The following is a 22,580-nucleotide window of genomic DNA, read 5'->3' on the forward strand; positions in this document are numbered from 1 at the left end:
GGGACGTCCGCGCACCGGAGCGGCGCGAAACCCCTCACCGGGCGGATGCGCCGGGCGGGTCGGTCGGCTTGAGGCGAAAGGAACCGGAGCACACGTGAGTGAGAATCAGAACCTCCTCGCGGAGCAGCGGCGCGCCCTGATCCTGGACGAGGTCCGGCGCCGCGGCGGTGTCCGGGTCAACGAGCTGACCCGGAAGCTCGGCGTGTCGGACATGACGGTCCGCCGCGATCTGGACGCGCTGGCCCGGCAGGGCGTGCTGGAGAAGGTGCACGGCGGAGCGGTCCCGGTCGTGGAGGCGAGCACGCACGAGCCGGGCTTCGAGGCCAAGTCGGGTCTGGAGCTGACGGCCAAGGAGGACATCGCCCGGGCGGCGGCGCGGCTGGTCTCCCCTGGCACGGCGATCGCCCTGTCGGGCGGTACGACGACGTACGCGCTCGCCCATCATCTGCTGGACGTGCCCGATCTGACGGTGGTCACCAACTCGGTGCGGGTGGCCGACGTCTTCCACTCCGCCCAGCGCACCTCCGGGCGGCGGCAGGGCGCGGCCACGGTGGTGCTGACCGGCGGGGTGCGCACCCCGTCCGACTCGCTGGTGGGGCCGGTGGCCGACCAGGCGATCGCGGCGCTCCACTTCGACCTGCTGTTCCTCGGCGTGCACGGGATATCGGCCGAGGCCGGTCTGTCGACGCCGAACCTCGCGGAGGCCGAGACCAACCGGCGGCTGGTGCAGTCCGCCCGGCGGGTCGTGGTGGTCGCGGACCACACCAAGTGGGGTGTGGTGGGCCTGAGTTCGTTCGCGGCACTGGAGCAGGTGGACACGCTCGTGACGGACGCGGGGCTGCCGGCCGAGGCGCGCGCCGAGGTCTCCGAGCTGCTGCGGCTGGTGGTCGCGGGGGACGGGGCGGAGGGCGGGCCGGCCGAGGAGCCGGAGGAGGCCGCGGGGACCTGAGGGGGCGCGGACCGCGGGGACTCGAGGGGGCACGGATCGCGGGCGCCTGAGGGGCGAACCGAGAGGGTCGCGGACCGCGCGGACCCGAACGGGCCGCGGGCCACAGGGATCTGAGGGGGCGTCAGTCGGCGCGGGCCGGTTCAGGGCCGCGGCCAGGTGCCCGTCGTCAGGAAGGACTCGATCGCCGTGGTGTACGGAGCGATGTCCAGTCCCTGCGCGGCCAGCCACGCGTCCGAGTAGTACTTGTCGAGATAGCGGTCGCCGGGGTCGCACAGCAGCGTCACCACACTGCCCCGCCGCCCCTCCCCCACCATCTCGGCGACGATCTTCAGCGCGCTCCACAGTCCGGTGCCGGTCGAGCCGCCCGCCTTGCGGCCGATGGCCTGCTCCAGGGCCCGTACGGCGGCGACGGCCGCCGCGTCCGGCACCTTCATCATCCGGTCGATCGCGCCGGGCACGAAGCTGGGCTCCATGCGCGGGCGCCCGATGCCCTCGATGCGCGAGCCGCAGTCGCAGGTGACGTCCGGATCGCCGGTGGTCCAGCCCTCGAAGAAGCAGGAGTTCTCGGGGTCGGCGACGCAGACGCGGGTGTCGTACTGCATGTAGTGCACGTAGCGGGCGATGGTCGCGGAGGTGCCGCCGGTGCCCGCGGTGGCGACGATCCACGCCGGTTCCGGGAAGCGCTCCAACTCCAGCTGGCGGAAGACGGATTCGGCGATGTTGTTGTTGCCGCGCCAGTCGGTGGCCCGCTCGGCGTAGGTGAACTGGTCCATGTAGTGGCCGCCGGTCTCGGCCGCGAGTGCGGCGGAGGCCTCGTACATCGTGCGGGGGTCGTCCACGAAGTGGCAGCGCCCGCCGTGGAACTCGATCAGGCGGCACTTCTCGGCGCTGGTCGTGCGCGGCATGACCGCGATGAAGGGCACGCCGATCAGCTTGGCGAAGTACGCCTCGGAGACGGCCGTCGAGCCGCTGGAGGCCTCGATCACCGGACGCCCCGGCCGGATCCAGCCGTTGCACAGGCCGTACAGGAACAGCGAGCGCGCCAGACGGTGCTTCAGGCTTCCGGTCGGGTGGGTCGACTCGTCCTTCAGATACAGGTCGATGCCCCACTCCTCGGGCAGCGGAAAGCGCAGCAGGTGTGTGTCCGCCGAGCGGTTGGCGTCGGCCTGGACCTTGCGAACGGCCTCTTTGAGCCAGTCGCGGTAGCCGGGGTCGCTGCGGTCGACGTCGAGGGTGTCGCCGGTCCGGCGCTGCTCGGTGGTGCTCACGGCGGGACTCCTTGCACTGGGCGCCGACGGCGTGTCGCGCGGCCGGACGCCACCGATGATAGACACCTGAGGCACGCTTCTCACCTGCATAAACGTCTCTTTGGACGGCCCAAAGGAACACCTGGGGAGACGGCACGCCAGAGTGCGGACGGGGCGGGCCGGGCGCACGGACGGGGGCGCATTCACGCGAGTGCTCCGGGTACCGGCCACGAGCGCGCCGCATGCACTGGTGCTGTCTGCCGAAGGGGGGCAGACTGCACCGCGCGGGACGCAGGACTCGCGCGAGGGGGCGGCAGGGGATGGCGGAACCGGGGTTCACGGCCAGGGGCGTGCCGATCGGCGGGGGACGGCGCCCGGTCACCCGGGCCGGGCAGGTCCGGACCGGCGACGGCGGGCCCGAGCCGCGCACCGGCCGCGCGAGCGGGTTCGCCCGCGCACGGCCCGCGGCACGCGGGCCGGCAGGCGCCACGCGCCGGTTGGCAGGCGCCACGCGCGGGTTGACCGGCGCCACGCGCGGTTTTGCCGACGCCGTGGGCGGGGCGGCCGGGCGTGGCGGCTGAGCGGCCCGGAAGGTGGCTCGAAGTTGCGGTGCCGAACCACTTGCGTCACGCTGGTCTCACGTCACTCTGGGTTTACCGGCGATAACGCTGCGAACCAGCCCGCCGGCCACGACAGCAGGCGGCAGTGTCACGCAGGCGTCCTGCTGCATCCGAAACGTCGTGTTCTTCCGGACCTCACGTCGGGGAGTCGCAGCCGTGATCAGTCACCCAAGCAGGCACTGCACGGTGGAGCTCCAAGCCCTGCCGTCGCGGATCGGCCAGGTCCGCAGAATCGTATCGGCGCACTTGCGCTACTGGCAGCTGGACCCTCTGATAGACCGGGCCGCGCTCGGTGTGACGGAGCTGTTGACCAACGTCCACCAGCACGCGGAGCCCGACAAGCTGTGCACCGTCGAACTCGAGCTGCTGCTCGACCGGCTCACCGTCTCCGTACGCGACAACGACCCGCGTCTTCCCGTGATGGAGGAGATGGGCGACATCGCGCCACTGGCGACCGAGGGCCGCGGGCTGGCCATGGTCGCGGCGATGAGCGAGAGCTGGGGCGCCCGCCCGGACGGCGGGCAGGGCAAGGTCGTGTGGTTCACCCTGCCCACCTCGGCCGGCCCGGTCACGGTGCCCGCGCGGGTGCCGCACCTGGTCGCCGGGGAGGCGCCCGTACGGCGCTTCACCGCGGTCGAACCCGCGCTCGACGGCGCGGCGCGCCCTGCGGCGCCCGCCCGGTCCGCCGCGGTGGGCTGACCCCGTGGCGGGCCCGCCCGACAGGCACCGCACCGCCCGCGCAGGGCCCCGGCCATGACCGGCCGGGGCCCGCGCGGGCGCGGGTCATGACCGGCCGGGGCCAACGCGGGCGCGGGTCATGACCGGCCGGGGCCAACGCGGGCGCGGGTCATGACGGCTGTGCGCACCACACGGGGCGGGGCCGTCCGTGCGGGCTCGGGCCCCTGACGGCTGGGCAGCACTCCCCCGCTCCCCGAGGCGGAGCCGTTCGCACGGGGACCTCGCCGCCGGGTCCGCCCCGGGCCGGGCGGCGAGGTCCCCGTGCGGCGCCGTCATTCGGCGGCGATCGCGCGGAGCACGTTCAGACGGGCCGCGCGACGGGCGGGGCGCAGACCGGCGAGGACTCCGGCCGCCGTTCCCACCAGGGCGACGACGACCAGCCGCAGCGGGGGCACGGCGAAGGCGAACGCCGAGTCGCTCGCGCCGTCGGACGCCTTCACCAGCACCCAGCCGAGGAAGGCGCCGAGGGCGAGCCCGCCGGCCGTGCCGAAGGCGGCGACCAGCACCGACTCCCAGCGGACCATGGCCCGCACCTGGGCGCGGGTCTGGCCGACGGCCCTGAGCAGGCCCAGTTCCCGGGTGCGTTCGTGGATGGCGAGGGTCAGCGTGTTGGCGATGCCCAGCAGGGCGATCACCACGGCCAGGGCGAGCAGCGCGTAAACCAGGGTCAGCATCATGTCGATGCCGCCCGCCGAGGACTGCGCGTACTCCTCGCGGGTCTGCACCTGCGGGTCGCCGTACCGGGCGGCCACCTTCCGCACCGCCGCCTTGCCGGCGTCCGCGCCGACGCCGGGCCGCAGTGAGACGGCGACGAGCCGGTCGGAGTCCTGGGTGCGGTGCGGGGCCCAGGCGGCGCGGGTGACGACGTAGTCGCCGGCGAGTTCCGAGCGGCCGTAGACGGCGCGGACGGTGAAGACGCGGCGGGCGCCGTCGGGGAAGGTCAGGGGCACCTTGTCGCCCGTGGTCAGGCCCTGCCGGCCGGCCTCCGCGCGGGTGACGGCGATGCCGTCGGCGCCCAGTGCGTCCAGGGAGCCGCGCACCGTGCCGAGGTCGAAGGTGCGGGCGAGTGCGGCCGGGTCGGTGACGGTCAGGGCGCGTCCCCTGCCGTCGACCTCGGCGACGCCCCGGCCCAGCCCGACGGCCGTGTCCACCTCGGGCAGCCGCGCGATCGCCCCGGCCAGCCCGGGGCTCACCCCGCTGCCGCCCGCCCCGAAGGACGGGGTGCTCACCGCGAGGTCGCCCGCGAAGGACCGGGAGACCGTCTGGTCCATGGTGGCCTTCAGCGAGGCGCCGAAGACCGTGAACAGGGACACCACGGCGACGCCGATCATCAGCGCGCTCGCGGTCGCGGCGGTGCGCCGGGGACTGCGCAGCGCGTTGCGCCGGGCGAGGCCGCCGGTGACACCGCGCAGCCGGTCGAGGGGGCCGCCGAGCAGCCGTACCGCCCTTGTCGAGGCGACCGGGCCGAGGACCACGAAGGCGGCGGTCGCCAGTACGGCGCCGAGCCCGGCCGCCCAGACGGACGGGGAGAGGACGACACCGGCCAGCGTCGCCGCCAGGGCGAGGGCGGCCAGGACGCTGCCGGCGACGACCCGGGTGCGGGACGCGCCGGAGGTGTCCACGGCCGTCTCGCGCAGCGCGGCGATCGGAGCGGTGCGCCCGGCCCGTACGGCGGGCATCAGCGCGGAGCCGAGGCAGACCACGGTGCCCACGGCCGCCGGCAGCGCCAGCGACAGCGTGTGGATCACGAGGGCGCCCGCGGGGAACGGGAACCCGATGGCCGGGAACAGCGCCTGGAGTCCGGCGGCGACCGCGATGCCGCCCGCGAGCCCGGCGGCGGAGGCGGTCAGCGCGACGGCGCCCGCCTCGGCGAGGGCGGCGGCGGTGACCTGCCGGCGGGAGGCCCCCAGGGCACGCAGCAGGGCGTTCTCGCGGGAGCGCTGGGCGACGACGATGGCGAACGTGTTGTGGATGGAGAAGGTCGCCACCAGCAGGGCGATGCCGGAGAACACGAGCAGGAAGGTGGTGAACAGGGTCAGGAACTGGCTGGAGATCATGTCGGTGTTCTCCTGCGCGGCCTCCTGGCCGGTGATGGCCTCCACTCCGGCCGGCAGGGCGGGCGTCAGCCGGCGCACCAGCTCCGCCTGGCTCACTCCGGGCGCGGCGCGCACCTGGATGCTGGTCGCCTCGCCGGGCCGGGCGGTGAGGTACTTCGCGGCGTCGGCCCGGGTCATGCCGGTGAACGTCACCTGGGCCATGCCGTCCGCGCCGCCGAAGGTCGCCAGACCCACGATCGTCACCCTGACCGGGTCGGGGGTGCGCAGGGTCGTGGTGTCGCCGATCCGCAGGCCGCCCTTCTTCGCGGCGCCTCGGTTGACGACGACCTCGCCGGTCCGGGCGGGAGCGCGGCCCTCGGCGAGCCGGTACGGGTTGAGCCGCGGGTCGGTGATCCAGTTGCCGGCGAGGGTGGGCGGGCCCTTGCCGCCGATGGGGCGGCCGTCGCGGCCGACGAGCTGGCCGGCGCCCTGGATGTCGGGGGCGGCGGCGGCCACGCCGGGAACCCTCTCGATCGTCGTGACCAGTGCGGTGGTGACCGGCCCGCGGACGCCCTGGCTCTCGCCGGGCGTGGTGATGGTGTCGGCGCCGCGGACGACCGCGTCCGTGCCGGCGGTCGCCTCGCCGAACATCGAGTCGAAGCCGGCGCGCAGGGTGTCGCCCATGACCAGCGTGCCGGTCAGGAAGGACACGCCGAGGAAGACCGCGAGGAACGTGCCGGCCAGGCGCCGCCCGTGGCCGCGCAGGGAGGACCGGCTCAGGCGCAGGGCGGCGTTCATGTCCGCACCTCGAAGGCCTTCATGCGGTCCAGCACCCGGTCGGCGGTCGGCGACTCCATGCGGTCCACCAGGCGCCCGTCGGCCAGGAAGAGCACCTCGTCGGCGTGGGCGGCGGCGACCGGGTCGTGGGTGACCATGACGACGGTGCGGTCCATGCCGCGCACGGCGCGGCCGAGCAGGCCGAGCACCTCCTGGCCGGAGCGGGAGTCGAGGTTGCCGGTGGGTTCGTCGGCGAAGACGACCTCCGGCCGGCCCGCGAAGGCCCGGGCCACGGCGACGCGCTGCTGCTGTCCGCCGGAGAGTTCGGAGGGCCGGTGGTGCAGGCGGTCGCGCAGGCCGACCACGTCGATCAGCGCGTCGATCCACTCCGTGTCGGGCTCGGCGCCCGCGAGGTCGAGCGGCAGGGTGATGTTCTCGGCGACGGTCAGGGTCGGCACCAGGTTGAACGCCTGGAAGACGAAGCCGATCCGGTCGCGGCGCAGGAGCGTCAGCCGGCGGTCGTCGAGGCCGCCCAGCTCGGTGTCGCCGATGTGGGCGGTGCCGGAGGTGAGGGTGTCCAGACCGGCCGCGCAGTGCATCAGGGTGGACTTGCCGGAGCCGGAGGGACCCATGATCGCGGTGAAGCGGCCGGCCGGGAAGCCGACGGTCACCCCGTCCAGGGCCCTGACGGCGGCGTCGCCGGTGCCGTGGACCTTCACGGCGTCGGTGACCCGGGCGGCCGAGCGCCCGGCCGCGCCGAGCGTGGTGTCCGGGGCGGTGGACGCGGTGGACGCGGCGGCGGGGCCGACCGCGGACCCGGGGGAGGGCGTGGCCGGCCCGGTGGCGGGGGTCGTGGTGCTCCTGGCCGTCACAGCGCGCCCTCCTTGCTCTGCCGGCCGAACTGCTCGTCCAGGACGGACAGGCGGCGCCAGTACTCGTCCTCGTCGATCTCGCCGGAGGCGAAGCGGCGGCCCAGGACCGCCAGGGGCGAGTCGGGGGCGGGGCGGCCGTCGGCACCGCGCCAGGGTGCGGCGCCCGTGCCGCGCCACGGCCCGCCGCGCCCGCGCCACGCGGTGCGGCGCAGCACGGTGACCGCTCCGACGACCACCGCCGCCCAGATCAGCGGGAAGAACAGGATCCACGGCCCGGGGCCGCCGCCGTCCCAGTGCGCCAGCGTTTGCATCTCGGTTCATCTCCTCGGGAAGTCCGGTTTTCCGGTGGTGTCCCGAGAGTGGCCCGGGGGCGGGGTCCGGGTCGTCGTACGGCCAGCGGCAGTCCGGGTACCTCCGCGGGAGTACGCGGGAGCCGGGCCCGTACGGTCCGGGGCGACGTCGGTCGCCGGACGCCCGGCCCGACAGGCGTCCCACGAGCACCGTCTCTCCGCGTCCCGGCGGGCCGGGCGGCGGTGCCGGCCTTCCCACGGGGCTGCTCCGTGGGGAGGCCCGCATCCGCGCGGCGCCCGGCTCCTCCGGGCGGGTGCGCGCCGGGGCGGATGCGCGGAGATGAGCTTCGGCACCCGCCCGGCAGGTGCCACGCCGGGGCTCCTGGGGTCGGCCGGCACCGTCCCGCCGATCCCGCCGCGGCAAGGCCCGGGCGGCACGGGACCGGACGACGGGCGGGCCCAACGCGCGGCGGCACAGACGACAGCACGACACAGCGCGCGCCGGAGCGGACGCGCGCAGACGTGCTTCGGCACCCGCCCGGCAGGTGCCACGCCGGGGCTCCTGGGGTCGGCCGGCACCGTCCCGCCGATCCCGCCGCGACAAGGCCCGGGCGGCACGGGACCGGACGACGGGCGGGCCCAACGCGCGGCGGCACAGACGACAGCACGACACAGCGCGCGCCGGAGCGGACAGCGCGCAGACGTGCTTCGGCACCCGCCCGGCAGGTGCCACGCCGGGGCTCCTGGGGTCGGCCGGCACCGTCCCGCCGATCCCGCCGCGGCAAGACGCGGCGAGGGACAGGGGACGCCCAGGGCGCGCCCGGCCCCACGAGACGGCGCGCGGCGCGGCGGCCCGCAAGGAGGCGGGACGGCGCAAGGCTCGGTCTGCCGGGCTGTCCGGCCGTCCGGCAGACCCGGACGACGTGCTCCGTGCCGTCCGCCCGGTCGGGTGGCCGGGCCGGTCAGGTCAGGGCGCCGAGCGGGTCGTCCAGGACCGGCTGCCAGGCCAGTTCCGCGGCGCCGACCAGGCTGTTGTGGTCGAGTGTGCAGGGCAGGATCGGGACGCCGCCGCTCTGGCCCCACAGGCTGCGGCCGGCCACCACGGCGCGCAGGCGCTCGGGGTCGGCGTCCAGGAGGGTGCGGTGCAGGCCGCCGAGGATGATCCGGTCCGGGTTGAGGATGTTCACCAGGCCCGCGAGGCCGAGGCCGAGCCGGTCGATGAGGGCCTCGACGGCCGTGCGGACCGCCGGGTCGCCGGCGTGGTGGCGGATCAGGTCGTGCGCCTGCTGGAGCAGGGACACCTCCGGACCCGGCTCGCGGCCCGCGGCGGTCAGGAAGGCCAGCGGATCGGCCTCCACGTCCAGGCAGCCGCGGCTGCCGCAGTGGCAGGGGCGCCCCTCGGGGTTGACGGTGAGGTGGCCGACCTCGAGCGCCAGGCCCGAACTGCCCGTGTGCAGACGCCCGTCCAGGACCAGCGCGCCACCCACGCCCCGGTGCCCGGTGGCCACGCACAGCAGGTCGCGGGCGCCGCGCCCGGCCCCGTGCCGGTGCTCGGCGAGCGCCGCCAGGTTGACATCGTTGGCGGCGAACGCCGGTCCGGCGATGCCGGCCGCGCGCACGCGCTCCGCGAAGATCCGCCGGACCGGGGCGCCCGCGGGCCAGGCCAGGTGGATCGGGTTCAGGGCCAGGCCGTCCGGCTCGGCGACCGCGGACGGCACGGCCAGCCCGGCGCCCACACAGCGCCGTCCGGTCGTGCGCAGCAGCTCGGCGCCGGCCTCCACCACGGAGCCGAGCACCTTGGCCGGGTCGGCGTCGACCGTCTCGCAGCCGGGCGCGGTGGCCACGATCCTGCCGCCGAGGCCGACCAGGGCCGCACGGAAGCCGTCGGCGTGCACCTGAGCGGCGAGGGCCACGGGCCCGTCCTCGGCGACCGCGAGCCGGTGGGAGGGCCGGCCCTGGGAACCGGCCGCCGCACCGGGCCGGGCGTCCACCCGGATCAGGCCCAGCGCCTCCAGCTCGGCGGCCACCGCGCCGGCCGTCGCCCGGGTCACCCCGAGTTCGGCGGTCAGCACGGCCCTGGTCGGGGCACGCCCGGTGTGCACGAGCTGCAACGCGGGCCCGAGCGCGCCGCGCCCCCGGTCCAGCCGCGTTCTGGAGGTGGTTCCTTCCCCCGCCGTCCGGGGGTCCGCCTTGCCGCTCATGAGGGCGAGTCTCCCATGATCCGCAGGCCGGGCGGGTGGCAGGGCCCGTCCGGCGGCTCAGGCGGGGCGGGGTCCGAGCCCGCTCACCCGCAGGGTGATGTTCAGCCGCCCGGTCAGCCCCAACTCGCGGGGCGCGGTGCCCGGATGCACGCGCGGCACACCGTGGTACGCGAGTCGGGACGGGCCGCCGAAGACGAACAGGTCGCCGCTGCGCAGCTCGACGTCGGTCCAGGGCCGGTTGCGGGTCTCGGTGCCGCCGAAGCGGAACACGCAGCTGTCGCCCAGGCTGAGCGAGACCACCGGCGCACCGGACTTCTCGTCGCTGTCGCGGTGCATGCCCATCCGGGCGCCGGCGTCGTAGAAGTTGATCAGTGCGATGTCGTACGGCGCGCCGGGCGCCGCCCCGGGACCCAGCGCGTCGGTGACCGCGTCGCGGGCCAGCTCGCCGAGCCAGGCGGGGAACGGCTTCACCTCGTGGCCGTCACCGTCGACGGCCGTGCGGGCGTAGCCGTACGGATACCAGTGCAGGCCCAGGCAGACCTGCCGGGCGGTCATCGTGCCGCCGCCGGGGGTGCGCACCGTGCGCAGACCGGCCGGGGGCCGCGCCCACTGCCGGCAGGCCGTGAGCAGTTCGCGCTGCCGCCGCGCGCCGAGCCAGTCCGGGACGTGCACGGCGCCCGGCGCGACCTCGGTGCGCGTGCGGGGGAACAGCTCGGCGTCCACGCCCTCCATCCTGCCTCTTCCCGCCCGGCCTCTTCCCGCCCGGCCTCTTCCTGCCCTGCCTCTTCCCGCCCGGACTCTTCCTGCCCTGCCTCTTCCGACCCGGACTCTCCCCGCCCGGACTCTTCCTGCCCGGACTCTCCCCGTCGGGCCTCTCCTCGCCGGGTCGGTCCTGGCCCGGCCGGTCCTGGCCCGGCCGGCCCTCACTCGCGGCTCGGCTAGCCTGGACGCACGATGAACGACCGTATGACGACCCCCTGGGGCGAGCTGGAGCTGGCCCGCTTCCCGGAGGACCCGCGCGACCGGCTGCGTGCCTGGGACGCCTCGGACGAGTACCTCCTCACGCACCTCGTGGAGCAGCGGGTCCCGTTGGCGGGGTCGGTCGTGGTCCTCGGGGACCGCTGGGGGGCGCTGGTCACGGCGCTGGCGGAGCACCGGCCGGCGCAGATCACCGACTCGTACCTCACCCAGCGGGCGACCCGGGCCAACCTCGCGCGCAACGGCGCGGACGCCTCCGCGGTGCGCCTGCTCACCACGCAGGACCCGCCGCCCGAGCGCGTGGACGTACTGCTGGTGCGGGTGCCCAAGAGCCTGGCGCTGCTGGAGGACCAGCTGCTGCGGCTGGCGCCGGCGGTGCACGAGGGCACGGTCGTCGTCGGCACCGGCATGGTGAAGGAGATCCACACCTCCACCCTGGCGCTGTTCGAGCGCGTCCTCGGCCCGACCCGGACCTCACTGGCGCGCCGCAAGGCCCGGCTGATCCTGACCACCCCGGATCCGGCGCGGCCGCGGGAGGCGAACCCGTGGCCCGTGGTGTACGCGCTGCCCGAAGGCGTCGGCGCCGCCTCCGGGCGCACCGTGGTCAACCACGCGGGTGTCTTCTGCGCCGACCGCCTCGACATCGGCACCCGCTTCTTCCTGCGGCATCTGCCGGACGGCGAAGGCGCCCGGCGGGTGGTGGACCTGGGCTGCGGCAACGGTGTGGTCGGTACGGCGATGGCGCTGGCGCACCCCGGGGCGGACGTGCTGTTCACGGACGAGTCGTTCCAGGCGGTGGCCTCCGCCGAGGCGACCTACAAGGCGAACGGGGCGCCGGGGCACGCGGAGTTCCGGGTCGGCGACGCGCTGGACGGAGTGCCGCCGGGCAGCGTGGACCTGGTGCTCAACAACCCGCCCTTCCACTCCCACCAGGCCACCACGGACACGACGGCCTGGCGCATGTTCACCGGGGCGCGCCGCGCGCTGCGCCCCGGCGGCGAGCTGTGGGTGATCGGCAACCGGCACCTGGGCTACCACGTGAAGCTGCGGCGGGTGTTCGGGAACAGCGAACTGGTCGCCAGCGATCCCAAGTTCGTGGTGCTGAAGGCCGTCAGGAAGTAGGCGCGTCAGGAGGCGGGCGCGTCAGGGCGGCCGCCTCAGGAGGCGGGCGCGGCGGAGGGCGTGCCGGTCACCTCGATGAGCCGGCGCACCCGCTCCGCCATCGCCTCCCGTCCCGCGGTGAGGTAGGCCCGGCAGTCGACCACGTCCGGGCGGGCGGCCAGGAAGCCGCGGATCGCCCCGGTCAGCGCCAGGTTGAGGGCGGTGCCGACGTTGACCTTGGCGATGCCGCCGGACACGGCCGCGGTCAGTTCGCCGTCGGGCACGCCGGAGGAGCCGTGCAGTACGAGCGGCACGTCGAGCGCGCCGGCCAGCCGCTTGATCAGGTCGTGGTCGAGGGCGGCGGTGCGTTCGGTCATGGCGTGCGTGTTGCCCACGGCCACCGCCAGGGCGTCCACCCCGGAGCCGGTGACGAACGCGTGCGCCTCGGCCGGGTCGGTGCGGGCGCCCGGGGCGTGGGCGTCCAGGGGCGGCCGGCCGTCCTTGCCCCCGACCTCCCCCAGCTCGGCCTCGATCCACAGTCCGCGGGCGTGTGCCCACTCCGTGGCGGCGGCGGTGGCGGCCAGGTTCTCCGCGTACGGCAGCCGGGAGGCGTCGTACATGACGGAGCCGAAGCCCGCGTCGGGCGCCTGTCGCAGCAGGTCCTCGCTCTGCACGTGGTCGAGGTGCAGGGCGACGGGCACGGCGGCCCGTTCCGCGGCGGCGACGGCCGCGCGGGCCAGCGGCAGCAGCCGGCCCTGGCGGAACTTGACCGCGTTCTCGCTCACCTGGAGGACGACGGGCGCGCCGGCCGCCTCGGCGCCCGCGACGACGGCCTCGACGTGTTCCAGCGTGATGACGTTGAAGGCGAGGACGGCGGAACGGGCGGCGGCGGCGCGGCCGACCAGCTCGCCGGTGGCTGCAAGCGGCACGGCTGTCCTTTCGGGTGCGGGCCCCGGCCGGTCGGGCGGGGCGGAGGTCCGGGACCGGGCGGGGCGTATTGCCGGGACCGGGCGGGGTGGGCAGTCCCGGTGCGGGCGGGGTGGGCAGTCCCGGTGCGGGCGGGGTGGGCAGTCGGTGCGGCTCCCCGGCTCCCCGGCCCGGGCGCCGGGGAGCCGGGGAACCCGGGGGGTACCTTGGGCGCCGAGGGCCGGGGGCCGGGGCGCGGGGGCCAGGACGATGGGTGGTCAGGGGGTCAGGACGCCGGGTCGTCAGGGGTCAGGACGCCGGGTGGTCAGGGGGTCAGGATCACCGAGCGGGTGAGGTGCCGCGGCTGGTCCGGGTTCAGGCCGCGGGCCGCGGCCACGGCGACCGCGAGCCGCTGGACGCGGACGAGTTCCGCGAGCGGGTCGAGCGCGCCCTCGACCCACAGCCCGCCGGTGGCGCGCACCTGCGCGGCGAGGCCCTCGGGCGCCCGGCCGATCATCCACGCGGCCCGGCCCCGGGCGGTGATGCTGATGGGGCCGTGCCGGTACTCCATGGCCGGGTAGGCCTCGGTCCAGGCCAGCGAGGCCTCCCGCATCTTCAGGGCGGCCTCGTTGGCCAGTCCGACGGTCCAGCCCCGGCCCAGGAAGGTGAACTGGGCGCAGCCGACGAGCCCTTCGGGCAGTGCGGCGGACAGCGCCGTACGGGCGTCGGCGACGACGGCCTCGGTGTGCAGGCCGAGGTGGGCGCGCAGCAGGGTGAGCGCGGTGGTGGCGAACCGCGTCTGCACGACGGAGCGTTCGTCGGCGAAGTCCAGCACGACGAGGTCGTCGGCCGCGTCCACCACGGGGGTGGCGGCATCGGCGGTGACCGCCGTGGTGCGGACGCGCCCGCGCAGCTCGCCCAGCAGCTCCAGCACTTCCGTGGTGGTCCCGGAGCGGGTGAGGGCGACGACGCGGTCGTACCCGCGGCCGTGGGGGAACTCGGAGGCGGGGAAGGCGTCGGTCTCCCCCTCCCCGGCGCCCTCGCGCAGCGCGGCCGCCGCCTGGGCCATGAAGTAGGAGGTCCCGCAGCCGACGACGGCGACCCGCTCGCCCGGTGCCGGCAGCGCCCGTCCGTGTCCGGCCGCCTCGGCGGCGGCGCGGGTCCAGCACTCGGGCTGGCTGGTGAGTTCGTCCTCGACATGGGTCACAGCACGCCTCCACAGTGATTGTTCATGCAAGATAGCGCCGCCTTTCGAGCACAATCAAGCATGTCGCCGCGCGGCGGGTGCGCTAGGGTCACCACGGACCACGAAGAGCACGAGGACCGGGAAGACCACGGAATCGCCGTCGTCAGACTGTCGGAGGGAGGGTGCGGATGTCGCGCGACGCCCGCTGGAAGGCGCTGCTGGAGCTGCTCGTCGAGCGCGGCCGGCTGGACGTCGAGGAGGCGGCCGGTGAGCTGCGGGTCTCGGCCGCGACCATCCGCCGGGACTTCGACCGGCTGGCCGAGCAGCAGATGCTGGTGCGCACCCGGGGCGGTGCGGTCGTGCACGGCGTCTCCTACGAGCTGCCGCTGCGCTACAAGACGGCCCGGCACGCGTCCGAGAAGCAGCGGATCGCCAAGGCGGTGGCGGAACTCGTCGCCCCCGGCGAGGCGGTGGGTCTGACCGGCGGCACGACCACCACGGAGGTCGCCCGCGCCCTCGCGGTGCGCGGGGACCTGTCCTCCGGTGCGCCGGGTCTGACGGTGGTGACCAACGCCCTCAACATCGCCAACGAGCTCGCGGTGCGGCCCCAGTTCAAGATCGTGGTGACCGGCGGCGTGGCGCGCGGGCAGTCGTACGAGCTCATCGGGCCGCTGGCGGACGCGGTGCTGGGCCAGATCACCCTGGACGTGGCGGTGCTCGGCGTGGTCGCGTTCGACGCCACGCACGGCGCGGCGGCCCACGACGAGGCGGAGGCCGCCATCAACCGGCTGCTGTGCGAGCGCGCCGAACGGGTCGTCGTCGCCGCGGACTCCAGCAAGCTGGGCCGGCGCGCCTTCGCCCGGATCTGCCCGGCCGAGTCGGTGGACACCCTGGTCACGGACTCGGCCGCCGGGCCGGAGACGGTACGGCGGTTCGAGGAGGCGGGCATCCGGGTGCGGGTGGCCTGAAGCACCATCAAGTGGAAGAAGGGCATTCCGCTTGACGTTCACCCTCTGGACGTCCAGCTTCACGTCACTACCCTCGCGGCGAAAGCACCCGTTTCTCGTCACGAGCGGAAGGCGGTGCCCCCATGGCTGACGGTACGTCCGGACGGGGTCTGATCGGGGAACTCACGGCGGAGTTCCTGGGAACCATGGTCCTGATCCTCTTCGGTGTCGGTGTGGTCGCGCAGGTCGTGGCCGCGGGGATCGGGGACCACGACAGCATCACCTGGGCCTGGGGTCTCGGCGTCACCCTCGGCGTCTATGTGGCCGCCCGGATCAGCGGCGCCCACCTCAATCCGGCGGTGACCCTGGCACTGGCCTGTTTCAAGGGGTTCTCCTGGCGCAAGGTCCTGCCCTACTCGCTGGCCCAGACACTGGGCGCGTTCGTGGCCGCCCTGCTGGTGCGCTGGAACTACACGGAGGCTCTGGCCAAGGCCGACCCCGGGCACACCATCAAGACGCAGGGCGTGTTCTCCACCCTGCCCGGCAACGGTGCGCTGCCGGTCAGCGAGTGGGGTGCGCTGCGGGACCAGGTCATCGGCACCGCCATCCTGGTGCTGGTGATCTTCGCCGTCACCGATCTGCTCAACACCCCGCCCGGGGCCAACCTCGCCCCGCTGATCATCGGACTCCTGGTGGTGGCGATCGGCATGGCCTGGGGCGCCGACGCCGGCTACGCGATCAACCCCGCCCGCGACTTCGGGCCACGTCTGGCCAGCTTCATCACCGGGTACGGGACCGCCTGGCGCGACCAGTACGGCAACCTGTACTTCTGGGTGCCCATCATCGGCCCGCTGATCGGCGGCGTCGTGGGCGCGCTGGCGTACCGCCTGATGATCACCCCGCATCTGCCGGTGGCCCCGGCCGAGCAGGAACCCGGCCGTATCCCGGCGCAGGAGGCCGTGTCCGAGTGAGACCCGGCGGACCGCGGTCCGCTCCCGCTCCCCCGCCTCCCGGCCACCTCCAGCCTCCCGACCGCCCCCGACCGCCCCCGACCGCCCCCGACCGCCTCCCGCCTCCCGGCCACCTCCCGCCTCCCAGGGTGGGCTCGGCCCCCCGCCCGGGGAGCCCCTGATCGCGTCTGGGGGCACACTGGCAATAAGGGCCGTCCGTGTGCACGAGGGGGTGTCGAAGGTGACACGTCGTGCGGGAGTGTGGCTGTGGCGTTGGCGGCGCAATCCGCTGCGGCGGACGAGTGACGTCGTGGAGGCGTGGATCGTGCTCGTCGCCTGGGTGCTCGCCGTGGCCGGCGGCCTGGTGGCGGGGACGCTGACCGCCGGAGCCATGCAGCAGAGCGCGGAACGGGTCCGTGCGCAGAGCCGCCCGGTGGCGGCCGTGCTCACCGAGCAGGCCGCGCACGGGGCGGCCCGGCCGTCCAGCAGCGCCCTGGTGTGGGGCACGGTGCGCTGGACGGAACCGGACGGCTCGACGCACACGGGCCGGGCCAGGGTCCCGGCCACCGCGCCGGCCGGCGCGCCGGTGACCGTGTGGGTGAACGGGCGCGGCGCGCTGACCGCGCCGCCCGCCTCCCCCGCCGACACCGCGTTCCAGTCGGTCCTGGGCGGCCTGTGGGCCGGCACCGCCGCCGTGGGCCTCGTCGTCGGCGGCGCGAAGCTGGCCCGGTCCCAGCTCGACCGGCGCCGCTTCGGCCAGTGGGACGACGAGTGGGCCCGCTTCGACTCCCGCTGGGGCCGCAAGACGGGCTGAGCGACGCGGCACACAGGACCATCACAACGCGGCATGCGCCGACCCGGGTGCCGACGGGACCTTACGGGCCCCGGCGGCCCGCGTGCCCGCGTGCGCGCGGGACCGTGCGGGCGCCTGCGGCCGGCGTGCCCGCGGGACCGTGCGGGCGCCTGCGGCCGGGGTGCCCGCGGGACCGTGCGGGCGCCTGCGGCCGGGGTGCCCGCGGGACCGTGCGGGCGCCTGCGGCCGGCGTGCTCGCGGGACCGTGCGGGCGCCTGCGGCCGGCGTGCCCGCGGGACCGTGCGGGCCCCGGGTCCTGGGCGGCCACGGGAGAGTGCGGGACCTTGGCCACGGCGCCGCCTCGTCCGGCACACTCGTGACCATGGAGACGGCAGAGTTCGTTCGCGCACTGGACCGGGAGGGCGGTCTGCTGGCCACGGCCGCCGAGGAGGCGGGAACCGGCGCCGAGGTGCTGTCCTGCCCGGGCTGGCGGGTGCGGGACCTGCTGCGGCACACGGGCGTCGTGCACCGGTGGGCCGCCGGCTTCGTGGCCGACGGGCACACCTCGCCCCGCCCCATCGCCGATCCGCCCGGCCTGGACGGGGCCGAGTTGCTGTCCTGGTACCGGGACGGCCACCGCCGGCTCGTGGAACTGCTGGCCATGGCACCGGCCGGACTGGAGTGCTGGACGTTCCACCGCGCGCCCTCCCCCGATCCGTCGCCGGTGGCCTTCTGGGCCCGGCGGCAGGCGCACGAGACCACGGTCCACCGCTTCGACGCCGAGTCCGCCCGCGGCGGCACCCCGGCGCCGGTCGCCACCCCGTTCGCCGTGGACGGCATCGACGAGCTGCTGCGCGGCTTCCACGCCCGCTCCAGGAGCCGGGTCCGCACTCCCGCGCCCCGGGTGCTGCGGGTGCGCGCCACCGACGCCGACGCGGTGTGGACCGTACGCCTGTCGGACGGCCCGCCGGTCACGGTCCGGGACGCCGCCCAGGACGCCGACGCCGAATTCGCCGGTCCCGCCGAGCGGTTGTACCTGGCGCTGTGGAACCGGGCGCCCTTGCCGGAGGTGACCGGCGACCGGGCGCTCGCCGAGCTGTGGCGGGAGACGTCGGCGATCGTCTGACCGCGGTGCCGTCAGCCGAGCCAGCCGGGGCGCACCAGGCCCGACTCGTAGGCGAGGACGACGAGTTGGGCGCGGTCGCGGGCGCCGAGCTTCACCATGGTCCGGCTGACGTGGGTCTTGGCGGTCAGCGGGCTCACCACCAGGCGGCGGGCGATCTCCTCGTTGGACAGGCCGATGCCGACCAGGGTCATCACCTCGCGTTCGCGTTCGGTGAGCCGGGCGAGCGCGCCGGCCGCCGCGGGCTCCTTGGAGCGGGCGGCGAACTCCGCGATCAGGCGGCGGGTCACTCCGGGCGACAGCAGGGCGTCGCCGTCCACCACCGCCCTCACCGCGCGCAGCAGTTCGTCGGGTTCGGTGTCCTTGACGAGGAAGCCGGAGGCGCCCGAGCGGATGGCCTCGAAGACGTACTCGTCGAGTTCGAAGGTGGTGAGCATGACCACCTTGACGCCCTCGAGGTCCGGGTCGCCGGTGATCCGGCGGGTCGCGGCGAGTCCGTCCAGCAGGGGCATGCGGATGTCCATCAGCACCACGTCGGGCCGCAGTTCGCGCACCTTGCGCAGGGCCTGTTCGCCGTCGGCGGCCTCCCCGGCCACCTCGATGTCCGGCTGCGCGTCGAGCAGGGCCCCGAACCCGGCCCGCACCAGTGACTGGTCGTCGGCGAGCAGTACACGGATCACCGGTCCTCCTCCTCGGCCGTCAGGGGCAGTGCGGCGAGCACCCGCCAGCCTCCGCCGGGCCGCGGTCCCGCGTCGATGGTGCCACCGAGCGCGGCGGCCCGCTCGCGCATCCCGGCCAGCCCGTTGCCGCTGCCGCCCGCGTCGCCGTCCGTGGCCGGACCGTCGTCGTCGACGGTCAGCCGCAGCGTGCCGCCGTCGTGGGCGAGGCGCACCCGCGCGTGCCGGGAGCCCGAGTGGCGTACGACGTTGGTCAGCGCCTCCTGGACTATCCGGAAGGCGGCGAGGTCCGTGCCGGGCGGCAGCCGGGGCGCGCCGCCCTCGACGTCCACCGTGAGCCCGGCGTGCGCGGCCTGCTCCACCAGTTCGGGCAGCCGGTCGAGGCCGGGCGCCGGAGCGCGCGGGGCCTCGCCGGGGGCGCGCAGCGTGCCGAGCACCTGCCGGACCTCGCCCAGCGCCTCCTTGCTGGCGGCCTTGATGGTGGTGAGCGCGGCGCGCGCCTTCTCGGGGTCGCTGTCCAGGAGCGCGAGGCCGACTCCGGCCTGCACGTTGATGACGGAGATGCTGTGGGCGAGCACGTCGTGCAGCTCGCGGGCGATCCGCAGCCGCTCGGCGTCGGCGCGGCGGCGGGCCGCCTGCGCCCGCTCGGCGCGTTCCTTGGCCCACTGCTCGCGGCGGGACCGGGCCAGCTCCGACACGGCGACGACCGCCACCACCCAGGTGCCGACGATCAGCTCCTGGCTCCAGGTGCCGGCCGTGTCACCGGCCGGGGGCAGCACCCCGTAGAGCAGGAGCGCGATGAGCGCGTGCCCGGCCCACAGCAGGCCCACGGCTGTCCAGGCGGCACGGCGGTGGCCCTCGACGACGGCGCTGAAGCAGGCGACGGCCACGGCGAGGAACACCGGCCCGTACGGGTATCCGGCGGCGGCGTAGGCCAGCGTGGCCGCCGTCGTCCCGAAGACCACGAACACCGGGTGGCGCCTGCGCCACAGCAGCAGCCCCGAGGTCAGCAGGAGCAGGGCGACCGCGTACGCGTCCAGGGGCACGCGGTGTCCCTGCTGGTTGCGGGCCGAGAAGTGGCTGCCGACGAGCACGAAGACGGTGAACACGGCGGTGGACGCCCAGGGCAGGCGGTTGCCCCGGGCCTCCTCCTCGTCGGAGCGGTTCCGCCACGGCGGCCCGTGCCGCCGGGTCCGCGGCCCGTCCGGCCACCACCGCGGCGGGCCGCCTCCGGCTGCGCGTTGCTTCACCATGCCCGCCACGCTAGACGGCCGCCGGCCCGTGACGCGTCGGCCGGGCGAGGTGATCACTCGTACTCCCGTGGAAGTACGCCGGCCCGCGCGGGGGGGGGTGCCCGGAGGCCACACCGCCACCCCGGAGCCGGACACTGCAGCCGCGCGCCGGACCGATGGCGCACGCCGACGCTGGAGCCGCGCGCCGGACCGATGGCGCACGCCTGAGCCGGAGGCGGATGCCGGCCACCGTCGGCGCGGCGCGGGTTCCGGGCGGCTCGTGGCCGTCACGACGGCAGGCCGACCCCCTGCCCCAGCCGGACCACCGCGTGCCGGAAGAACGGCTCCCGGTCCTCCACCACCCGGTGGAACTGCCCGAACAGCTCGAATCCGACCAGCCCGTACAGCTGGGCCCAGGCGGCGACCAGGGCGGCCACCACCCCGGCGGGCAGGTCCGGGGCCAGGTCGGCCCTCATCCGCTCGGCCTCCTCACGCAGTGCGCCGGGCAGCGCGGGCTCGCTCAGGGTCCCCTGCTCGTGGGCGTCGCGGACGATGCCGATGAGGAGGAGGCCGACCCGGGCCGCGGGCGGCACGGTCGTCTGCGGGGCGCTGTAGCCCGGCACGGGCGAACCGTAGATCAGGGCGTACTCGTGCGGGTGGGCGAGGGCCCAGCCGCGCACCGCCTCGCACACGGCCGTCCACCGCTCCAGGGGCCCCGCACCGGCGGCCACCGACCGGTGCGCCTCCTCGGCGGTCCCGCCCAGCGAGTCGTAGGCGTCGATGATCAACGCGGTGAGCAGGTCGTCACGGCTGGGGAAGTACCGGTACAGCGCCGAGGAGACCATGCCGAGCTCGCGGGCCACGGCGCGCAGCGAGAGCTTGGCGGCGCCCTCGGCGGCGAGCCGTCTGCGGGCCTCGTCCTTGATCGCGGCGGTGATCTCCGTCCTGGCCCGGGCGCGGGCTCCCTGTGCGGTGCTCATACGAGAAGTGTTCCACGGATCCGGAGCGGTGCACACGAATCAGTGCACCGAACCAAAAAGAGAGCACCGCTCTTGCCAGAAGGCGCCGAGCCGGTGCAGACTGAGCGCAGAAACGAGAGCACCGCTCTCCCAAACGTGGGGGTCACCATGTCGTCGTCGCCGTACTACCTCAAGGGCAGCCCGCTCAACGTCCGCCTCAACCGCGTCATCGGCTGGCTGGCCCGGCACGGGCTCAGCCTGGCGGGCACCGCCGAGCTGTCCGTGCGCGGCCGCAAGAGCGGCAAGCTCCAGCGCATCCCGGTCAACCCGCACACCCACGAGGGCGCGCAGTACCTGGTCTCGGCGCGCGGTCACTCGCAGTGGGTGCGCAACATGCGCGCCGCGGGCGGCGGGGAGCTGCGCGTCGGGCGCAAGGTCCGCGCCTTCACCGCGGTGGAGCTGCCCGACGCCGAGAAGCTCCCGATCCTGCGGACGTATCTGGAGAAGTGGGGCTGGGAGGTCAACCAGTACTTCAACGGCGTCACCGCCAAGTCCTCCGACGAGGAGATCACCGCGGCCGCCGGCGACCACCCCGTCTTCCGGATCACGGTCAGGGACTGACCGCGTCCGCCGGACCCGACGCCGACGTGCCCTCCGCGGCCTGCGCCGTGGAGGCGGCCGGGCTCGCCGTGCGCCGGTCCATCACCGTCAGGGCACGCTGCGCCAGGGGGTGGGTGCGGACGAGCTCGCCCAGCGAGGTCCGGCCCTGGGTGATCTCCTTGAACGCCCGCCAGGCCGGGCGGAAGCCGGTCAGGGCGGCGTGGAAGAGACCGGGATGGCGCTCGAACACCGCGAGCATCCGCCTGCCGACCGCCATCTCCACGCCGAGCCCGGCCTTGACGGCGAACGCGTAGTTCAGGGCCTGGCGGCGGGTGTCCACCGCGTCGTGCGCCTCGGCGATCCGCACCGCCCACTCCCCGGCCAGCCGCCCCGACCTGAGCGCGAAGGAGATCCCCTCGCGCGTCCACGGCTCCAGCAGCCCCGCCGCGTCCCCGCACACCAGCACCCGCCCGCGGGACAGCGGGGAGTCCTCGGCCCGGCAGCGGGTCAGATGCCCGGAGGAGACGCTCGGTTCAAAACCGGCGAGGCCGAGGCGGGCGACGAAGTCCTCCAGGTACCGCTTGGTGGCGGCGCCCTCGCCGCGCGCGGAGATCACGCCGACCGTCAGCGTGTCACCCTTGGGGAACACCCAGCCGTAACTGCCCGGCATGGGGCCCCAGTCGATCAGCACGCGCCCCCGCCAGTCCTCGGCGACCGTCCCGGGCACCGGGATCTCCGCCTCCAGGCCCAGGTCGACCTGGTCCAGCTTGACGCCCACGTGCGCCCCTATGCGGCTGGCGCTGCCGTCCGCGCCGACCACCGCCCGGGCGAGCACCGTCTCGCCGCCCTGGAGCACCACCGCGACCGTACGCCGGTCCGGCACCGCCGAGCCGTGCTGCTCGACCCGGGAGACCGTCACGCCCGTGCGCAGCTCGGCGCCCGCCTTCTGCGCGTGCTCGACCAGCTGCTGGTCGAACTCGGGCCGGTTGATCAGCCCGAACAGCATCCTGCGCGAACGGCGGGTGCGGGTGAAGCGGCCGTTGTGCGAGAAGGTCACGGCGTGCACCCGGTCCTTCAGCGGCAGTTCGAACCCCGGCGGCAGCGAGTCGCGCGAGGGGCCGATGATGCCGCCCCCGCAGGTCTTGTACCGGGGCAGCTCCGCCTTCTCCAGCAGCAGCACGCGCCGCCCCGCGACCGCCGCCGCGTAGGCGGCCGAGGCCCCCGCGGGTCCCGCGCCCACCACGACGACGTCCCACACCTGCCGCACGTCGTCCGCCGAAGAGTTCTCACCGCTCACGATGGTCTACCGCTCCCGATCAAGCCGCCTGCCGCTGTCCTACGCATCCTACGGCGGCCGCCGCCAGGGGCCGCTGTGGGAGGATCAGCAGCGTATGCGCA

General features: G+C 75.4%; 20 protein-coding genes. 8 read left to right on the forward strand and 12 right to left on the reverse strand.

Annotation, left to right across the window (positions count from 1 at the left end; translation table 11 throughout):
* The first annotated feature begins 94 nt into the window (after positions 1-94).
* Positions 95-949, forward strand: a complete 855-nt coding sequence (locus tag ACI2LW_RS25180) for a DeoR/GlpR family DNA-binding transcription regulator (RefSeq protein WP_404733463.1) — start codon at positions 95-97, stop codon at positions 947-949.
* Between the two features lie 140 nt (positions 950-1,089).
* Here ACI2LW_RS25180 and ACI2LW_RS25185 read toward each other — a convergent pair whose 3' ends face one another.
* Complete coding sequence (locus tag ACI2LW_RS25185) at positions 1,090-2,217, reverse strand: PLP-dependent cysteine synthase family protein (RefSeq protein ID WP_404733464.1); 1,128 nt, start codon at positions 2,215-2,217, stop codon at positions 1,090-1,092.
* 755 nt (positions 2,218-2,972) lie between these two features.
* Here ACI2LW_RS25185 and ACI2LW_RS25190 point away from each other — a divergent pair.
* Positions 2,973-3,515 carry an ATP-binding protein gene (locus tag ACI2LW_RS25190; protein WP_404733465.1) on the forward strand — a complete coding sequence of 181 codons (543 nt, stop codon included), beginning with the start codon at positions 2,973-2,975 and terminating at the stop codon, positions 3,513-3,515.
* 311 nt (positions 3,516-3,826) lie between these two features.
* On the opposite strand, the gene ACI2LW_RS25195 is transcribed toward ACI2LW_RS25190, so the two are convergent.
* The 5 genes from ACI2LW_RS25195 to ACI2LW_RS25215 all read right to left on the reverse strand — a co-directional run bounded on the left by ACI2LW_RS25195 (position 3,827) and on the right by ACI2LW_RS25215 (position 10,453).
* Positions 3,827-6,388, reverse strand: coding sequence for an ABC transporter permease (locus ACI2LW_RS25195; protein WP_404733466.1), 2,562 nt, complete (start codon positions 6,386-6,388; stop codon positions 3,827-3,829).
* Positions 6,385-7,086 carry an ABC transporter ATP-binding protein gene (locus ACI2LW_RS25200; RefSeq protein ID WP_404733493.1) on the reverse strand — a complete coding sequence of 234 codons (702 nt, stop codon included), beginning with the start codon at positions 7,084-7,086 and terminating at the stop codon, positions 6,385-6,387. Before ACI2LW_RS25200 ends, ACI2LW_RS25195 begins: the two co-directional genes overlap by 4 nt.
* Positions 7,087-7,235: 149 nt before the next feature.
* A complete protein-coding gene (locus ACI2LW_RS25205) occupies positions 7,236-7,550 on the reverse strand; it encodes an SHOCT domain-containing protein (protein ID WP_404733467.1) in 315 nt (104 codons plus the stop codon).
* A 941-nt stretch (positions 7,551-8,491) separates the two neighbouring features.
* Entirely contained in the window at positions 8,492-9,730 is a 1,239-nt protein-coding gene (locus tag ACI2LW_RS25210; RefSeq protein ID WP_404733468.1) for an ROK family protein, read from the reverse strand.
* A 57-nt stretch (positions 9,731-9,787) separates the two neighbouring features.
* Positions 9,788-10,453 (reverse strand): alpha-ketoglutarate-dependent dioxygenase AlkB family protein, encoded by a 666-nt coding sequence (locus ACI2LW_RS25215; protein WP_404733469.1) that lies wholly within the window; start codon positions 10,451-10,453, stop codon positions 9,788-9,790.
* 243 nt (positions 10,454-10,696) lie between these two features.
* Between ACI2LW_RS25215 and ACI2LW_RS25220 the strand changes: the two genes are divergently transcribed.
* Complete coding sequence (locus ACI2LW_RS25220) at positions 10,697-11,830, forward strand: methyltransferase (protein WP_404733494.1); 1,134 nt, start codon at positions 10,697-10,699, stop codon at positions 11,828-11,830.
* A gap of 35 nt (positions 11,831-11,865) precedes the next feature.
* On the opposite strand, the gene ACI2LW_RS25225 is transcribed toward ACI2LW_RS25220, so the two are convergent.
* Positions 11,866-12,738 carry a ketose-bisphosphate aldolase gene (locus tag ACI2LW_RS25225; RefSeq protein WP_404733470.1) on the reverse strand — a complete coding sequence of 291 codons (873 nt, stop codon included), beginning with the start codon at positions 12,736-12,738 and terminating at the stop codon, positions 11,866-11,868.
* Positions 12,739-13,040: 302 nt separating this feature from the next.
* Positions 13,041-13,922 carry an SIS domain-containing protein gene (locus ACI2LW_RS25230; RefSeq protein ID WP_404733471.1) on the reverse strand — a complete coding sequence of 294 codons (882 nt, stop codon included), beginning with the start codon at positions 13,920-13,922 and terminating at the stop codon, positions 13,041-13,043.
* A gap of 167 nt (positions 13,923-14,089) precedes the next feature.
* Between ACI2LW_RS25230 and ACI2LW_RS25235 the strand changes: the two genes are divergently transcribed.
* The 4 genes from ACI2LW_RS25235 (at position 14,090) to ACI2LW_RS25250 (ending at position 17,717) form a co-directional block, all read left to right on the forward strand.
* Positions 14,090-14,869, forward strand: coding sequence for a DeoR/GlpR family DNA-binding transcription regulator (locus ACI2LW_RS25235; protein WP_404733472.1), 780 nt, complete (start codon positions 14,090-14,092; stop codon positions 14,867-14,869).
* A gap of 122 nt (positions 14,870-14,991) precedes the next feature.
* Complete coding sequence (locus tag ACI2LW_RS25240; protein WP_404733473.1) at positions 14,992-15,819, forward strand: MIP/aquaporin family protein; 828 nt, start codon at positions 14,992-14,994, stop codon at positions 15,817-15,819.
* Between the two features lie 220 nt (positions 15,820-16,039).
* Entirely contained in the window at positions 16,040-16,612 is a 573-nt protein-coding gene (locus ACI2LW_RS25245; RefSeq protein ID WP_404733474.1) for a hypothetical protein, read from the forward strand.
* Between the two features lie 361 nt (positions 16,613-16,973).
* Entirely contained in the window at positions 16,974-17,717 is a 744-nt protein-coding gene (locus ACI2LW_RS25250) for a maleylpyruvate isomerase family mycothiol-dependent enzyme (protein WP_404733475.1), read from the forward strand.
* Positions 17,718-17,728: 11 nt separating this feature from the next.
* Here the strand turns inward: ACI2LW_RS25250 and ACI2LW_RS25255 are convergent, their stop codons facing one another.
* The 3 genes from ACI2LW_RS25255 to ACI2LW_RS25265 all read right to left on the reverse strand — a co-directional run bounded on the left by ACI2LW_RS25255 (position 17,729) and on the right by ACI2LW_RS25265 (position 20,603).
* Complete coding sequence (locus ACI2LW_RS25255; protein WP_404733476.1) at positions 17,729-18,394, reverse strand: response regulator; 666 nt, start codon at positions 18,392-18,394, stop codon at positions 17,729-17,731.
* Entirely contained in the window at positions 18,391-19,644 is a 1,254-nt protein-coding gene (locus ACI2LW_RS25260; RefSeq protein WP_404733477.1) for a sensor histidine kinase, read from the reverse strand. Before ACI2LW_RS25260 ends, ACI2LW_RS25255 begins: the two co-directional genes overlap by 4 nt.
* A gap of 266 nt (positions 19,645-19,910) precedes the next feature.
* On the reverse strand, positions 19,911-20,603 hold the full coding sequence (locus tag ACI2LW_RS25265) for a TetR/AcrR family transcriptional regulator (RefSeq protein WP_404733478.1): 693 nt from the start codon (positions 20,601-20,603) through the stop codon (positions 19,911-19,913).
* Between the two features lie 147 nt (positions 20,604-20,750).
* Here ACI2LW_RS25265 and ACI2LW_RS25270 point away from each other — a divergent pair, with 147 nt between their 5' ends.
* Positions 20,751-21,203 carry a nitroreductase family deazaflavin-dependent oxidoreductase gene (locus tag ACI2LW_RS25270; protein ID WP_404733479.1) on the forward strand — a complete coding sequence of 151 codons (453 nt, stop codon included), beginning with the start codon at positions 20,751-20,753 and terminating at the stop codon, positions 21,201-21,203.
* Here the strand turns inward: ACI2LW_RS25270 and ACI2LW_RS25275 are convergent.
* On the reverse strand, positions 21,193-22,479 hold the full coding sequence (locus ACI2LW_RS25275) for a geranylgeranyl reductase family protein (RefSeq protein ID WP_404733480.1): 1,287 nt from the start codon (positions 22,477-22,479) through the stop codon (positions 21,193-21,195). The two genes, ACI2LW_RS25270 and ACI2LW_RS25275, sit on opposite strands and share 11 nt — an antisense overlap.
* Positions 22,480-22,580 lie beyond the last annotated feature (101 nt).

The sequence above is a fragment of the Streptomyces sp. NPDC004065 genome, from assembly GCF_044903565.1.
Classification (GTDB): Bacteria; Actinomycetota; Actinomycetes; order Streptomycetales; family Streptomycetaceae; genus Streptomyces.

What these genes read in the sequence shown, in the direction of transcription:
- ACI2LW_RS25240 (WP_404733473.1), top strand. Translation starts at nt 14,992, where the DNA reads ATGGCTGACGGTACGTCCGGACGGGGTCTGATCGGGGAACTCACGGCG.
- ACI2LW_RS25270 (WP_404733479.1), top strand. Translation starts at nt 20,751, where the DNA reads ATGTCGTCGTCGCCGTACTACCTCAAGGGCAGCCCGCTCAACGTCCGC.
- ACI2LW_RS25210 (WP_404733468.1), bottom strand. Translation starts at nt 9,730, where the DNA reads ATGAGCGGCAAGGCGGACCCCCGGACGGCGGGGGAAGGAACCACCTCC.
- ACI2LW_RS25235 (WP_404733472.1), top strand. Translation starts at nt 14,090, where the DNA reads ATGTCGCGCGACGCCCGCTGGAAGGCGCTGCTGGAGCTGCTCGTCGAG.
- ACI2LW_RS25250 (WP_404733475.1), top strand. Translation starts at nt 16,974, where the DNA reads ATGGAGACGGCAGAGTTCGTTCGCGCACTGGACCGGGAGGGCGGTCTG.
- ACI2LW_RS25260 (WP_404733477.1), bottom strand. Translation starts at nt 19,644, where the DNA reads ATGGTGAAGCAACGCGCAGCCGGAGGCGGCCCGCCGCGGTGGTGGCCG.
- ACI2LW_RS25265 (WP_404733478.1), bottom strand. Translation starts at nt 20,603, where the DNA reads ATGAGCACCGCACAGGGAGCCCGCGCCCGGGCCAGGACGGAGATCACC.
- ACI2LW_RS25195 (WP_404733466.1), bottom strand. Translation starts at nt 6,388, where the DNA reads ATGAACGCCGCCCTGCGCCTGAGCCGGTCCTCCCTGCGCGGCCACGGG.
- ACI2LW_RS25205 (WP_404733467.1), bottom strand. Translation starts at nt 7,550, where the DNA reads ATGCAAACGCTGGCGCACTGGGACGGCGGCGGCCCCGGGCCGTGGATC.
- ACI2LW_RS25220 (WP_404733494.1), top strand. Translation starts at nt 10,697, where the DNA reads ATGACGACCCCCTGGGGCGAGCTGGAGCTGGCCCGCTTCCCGGAGGAC.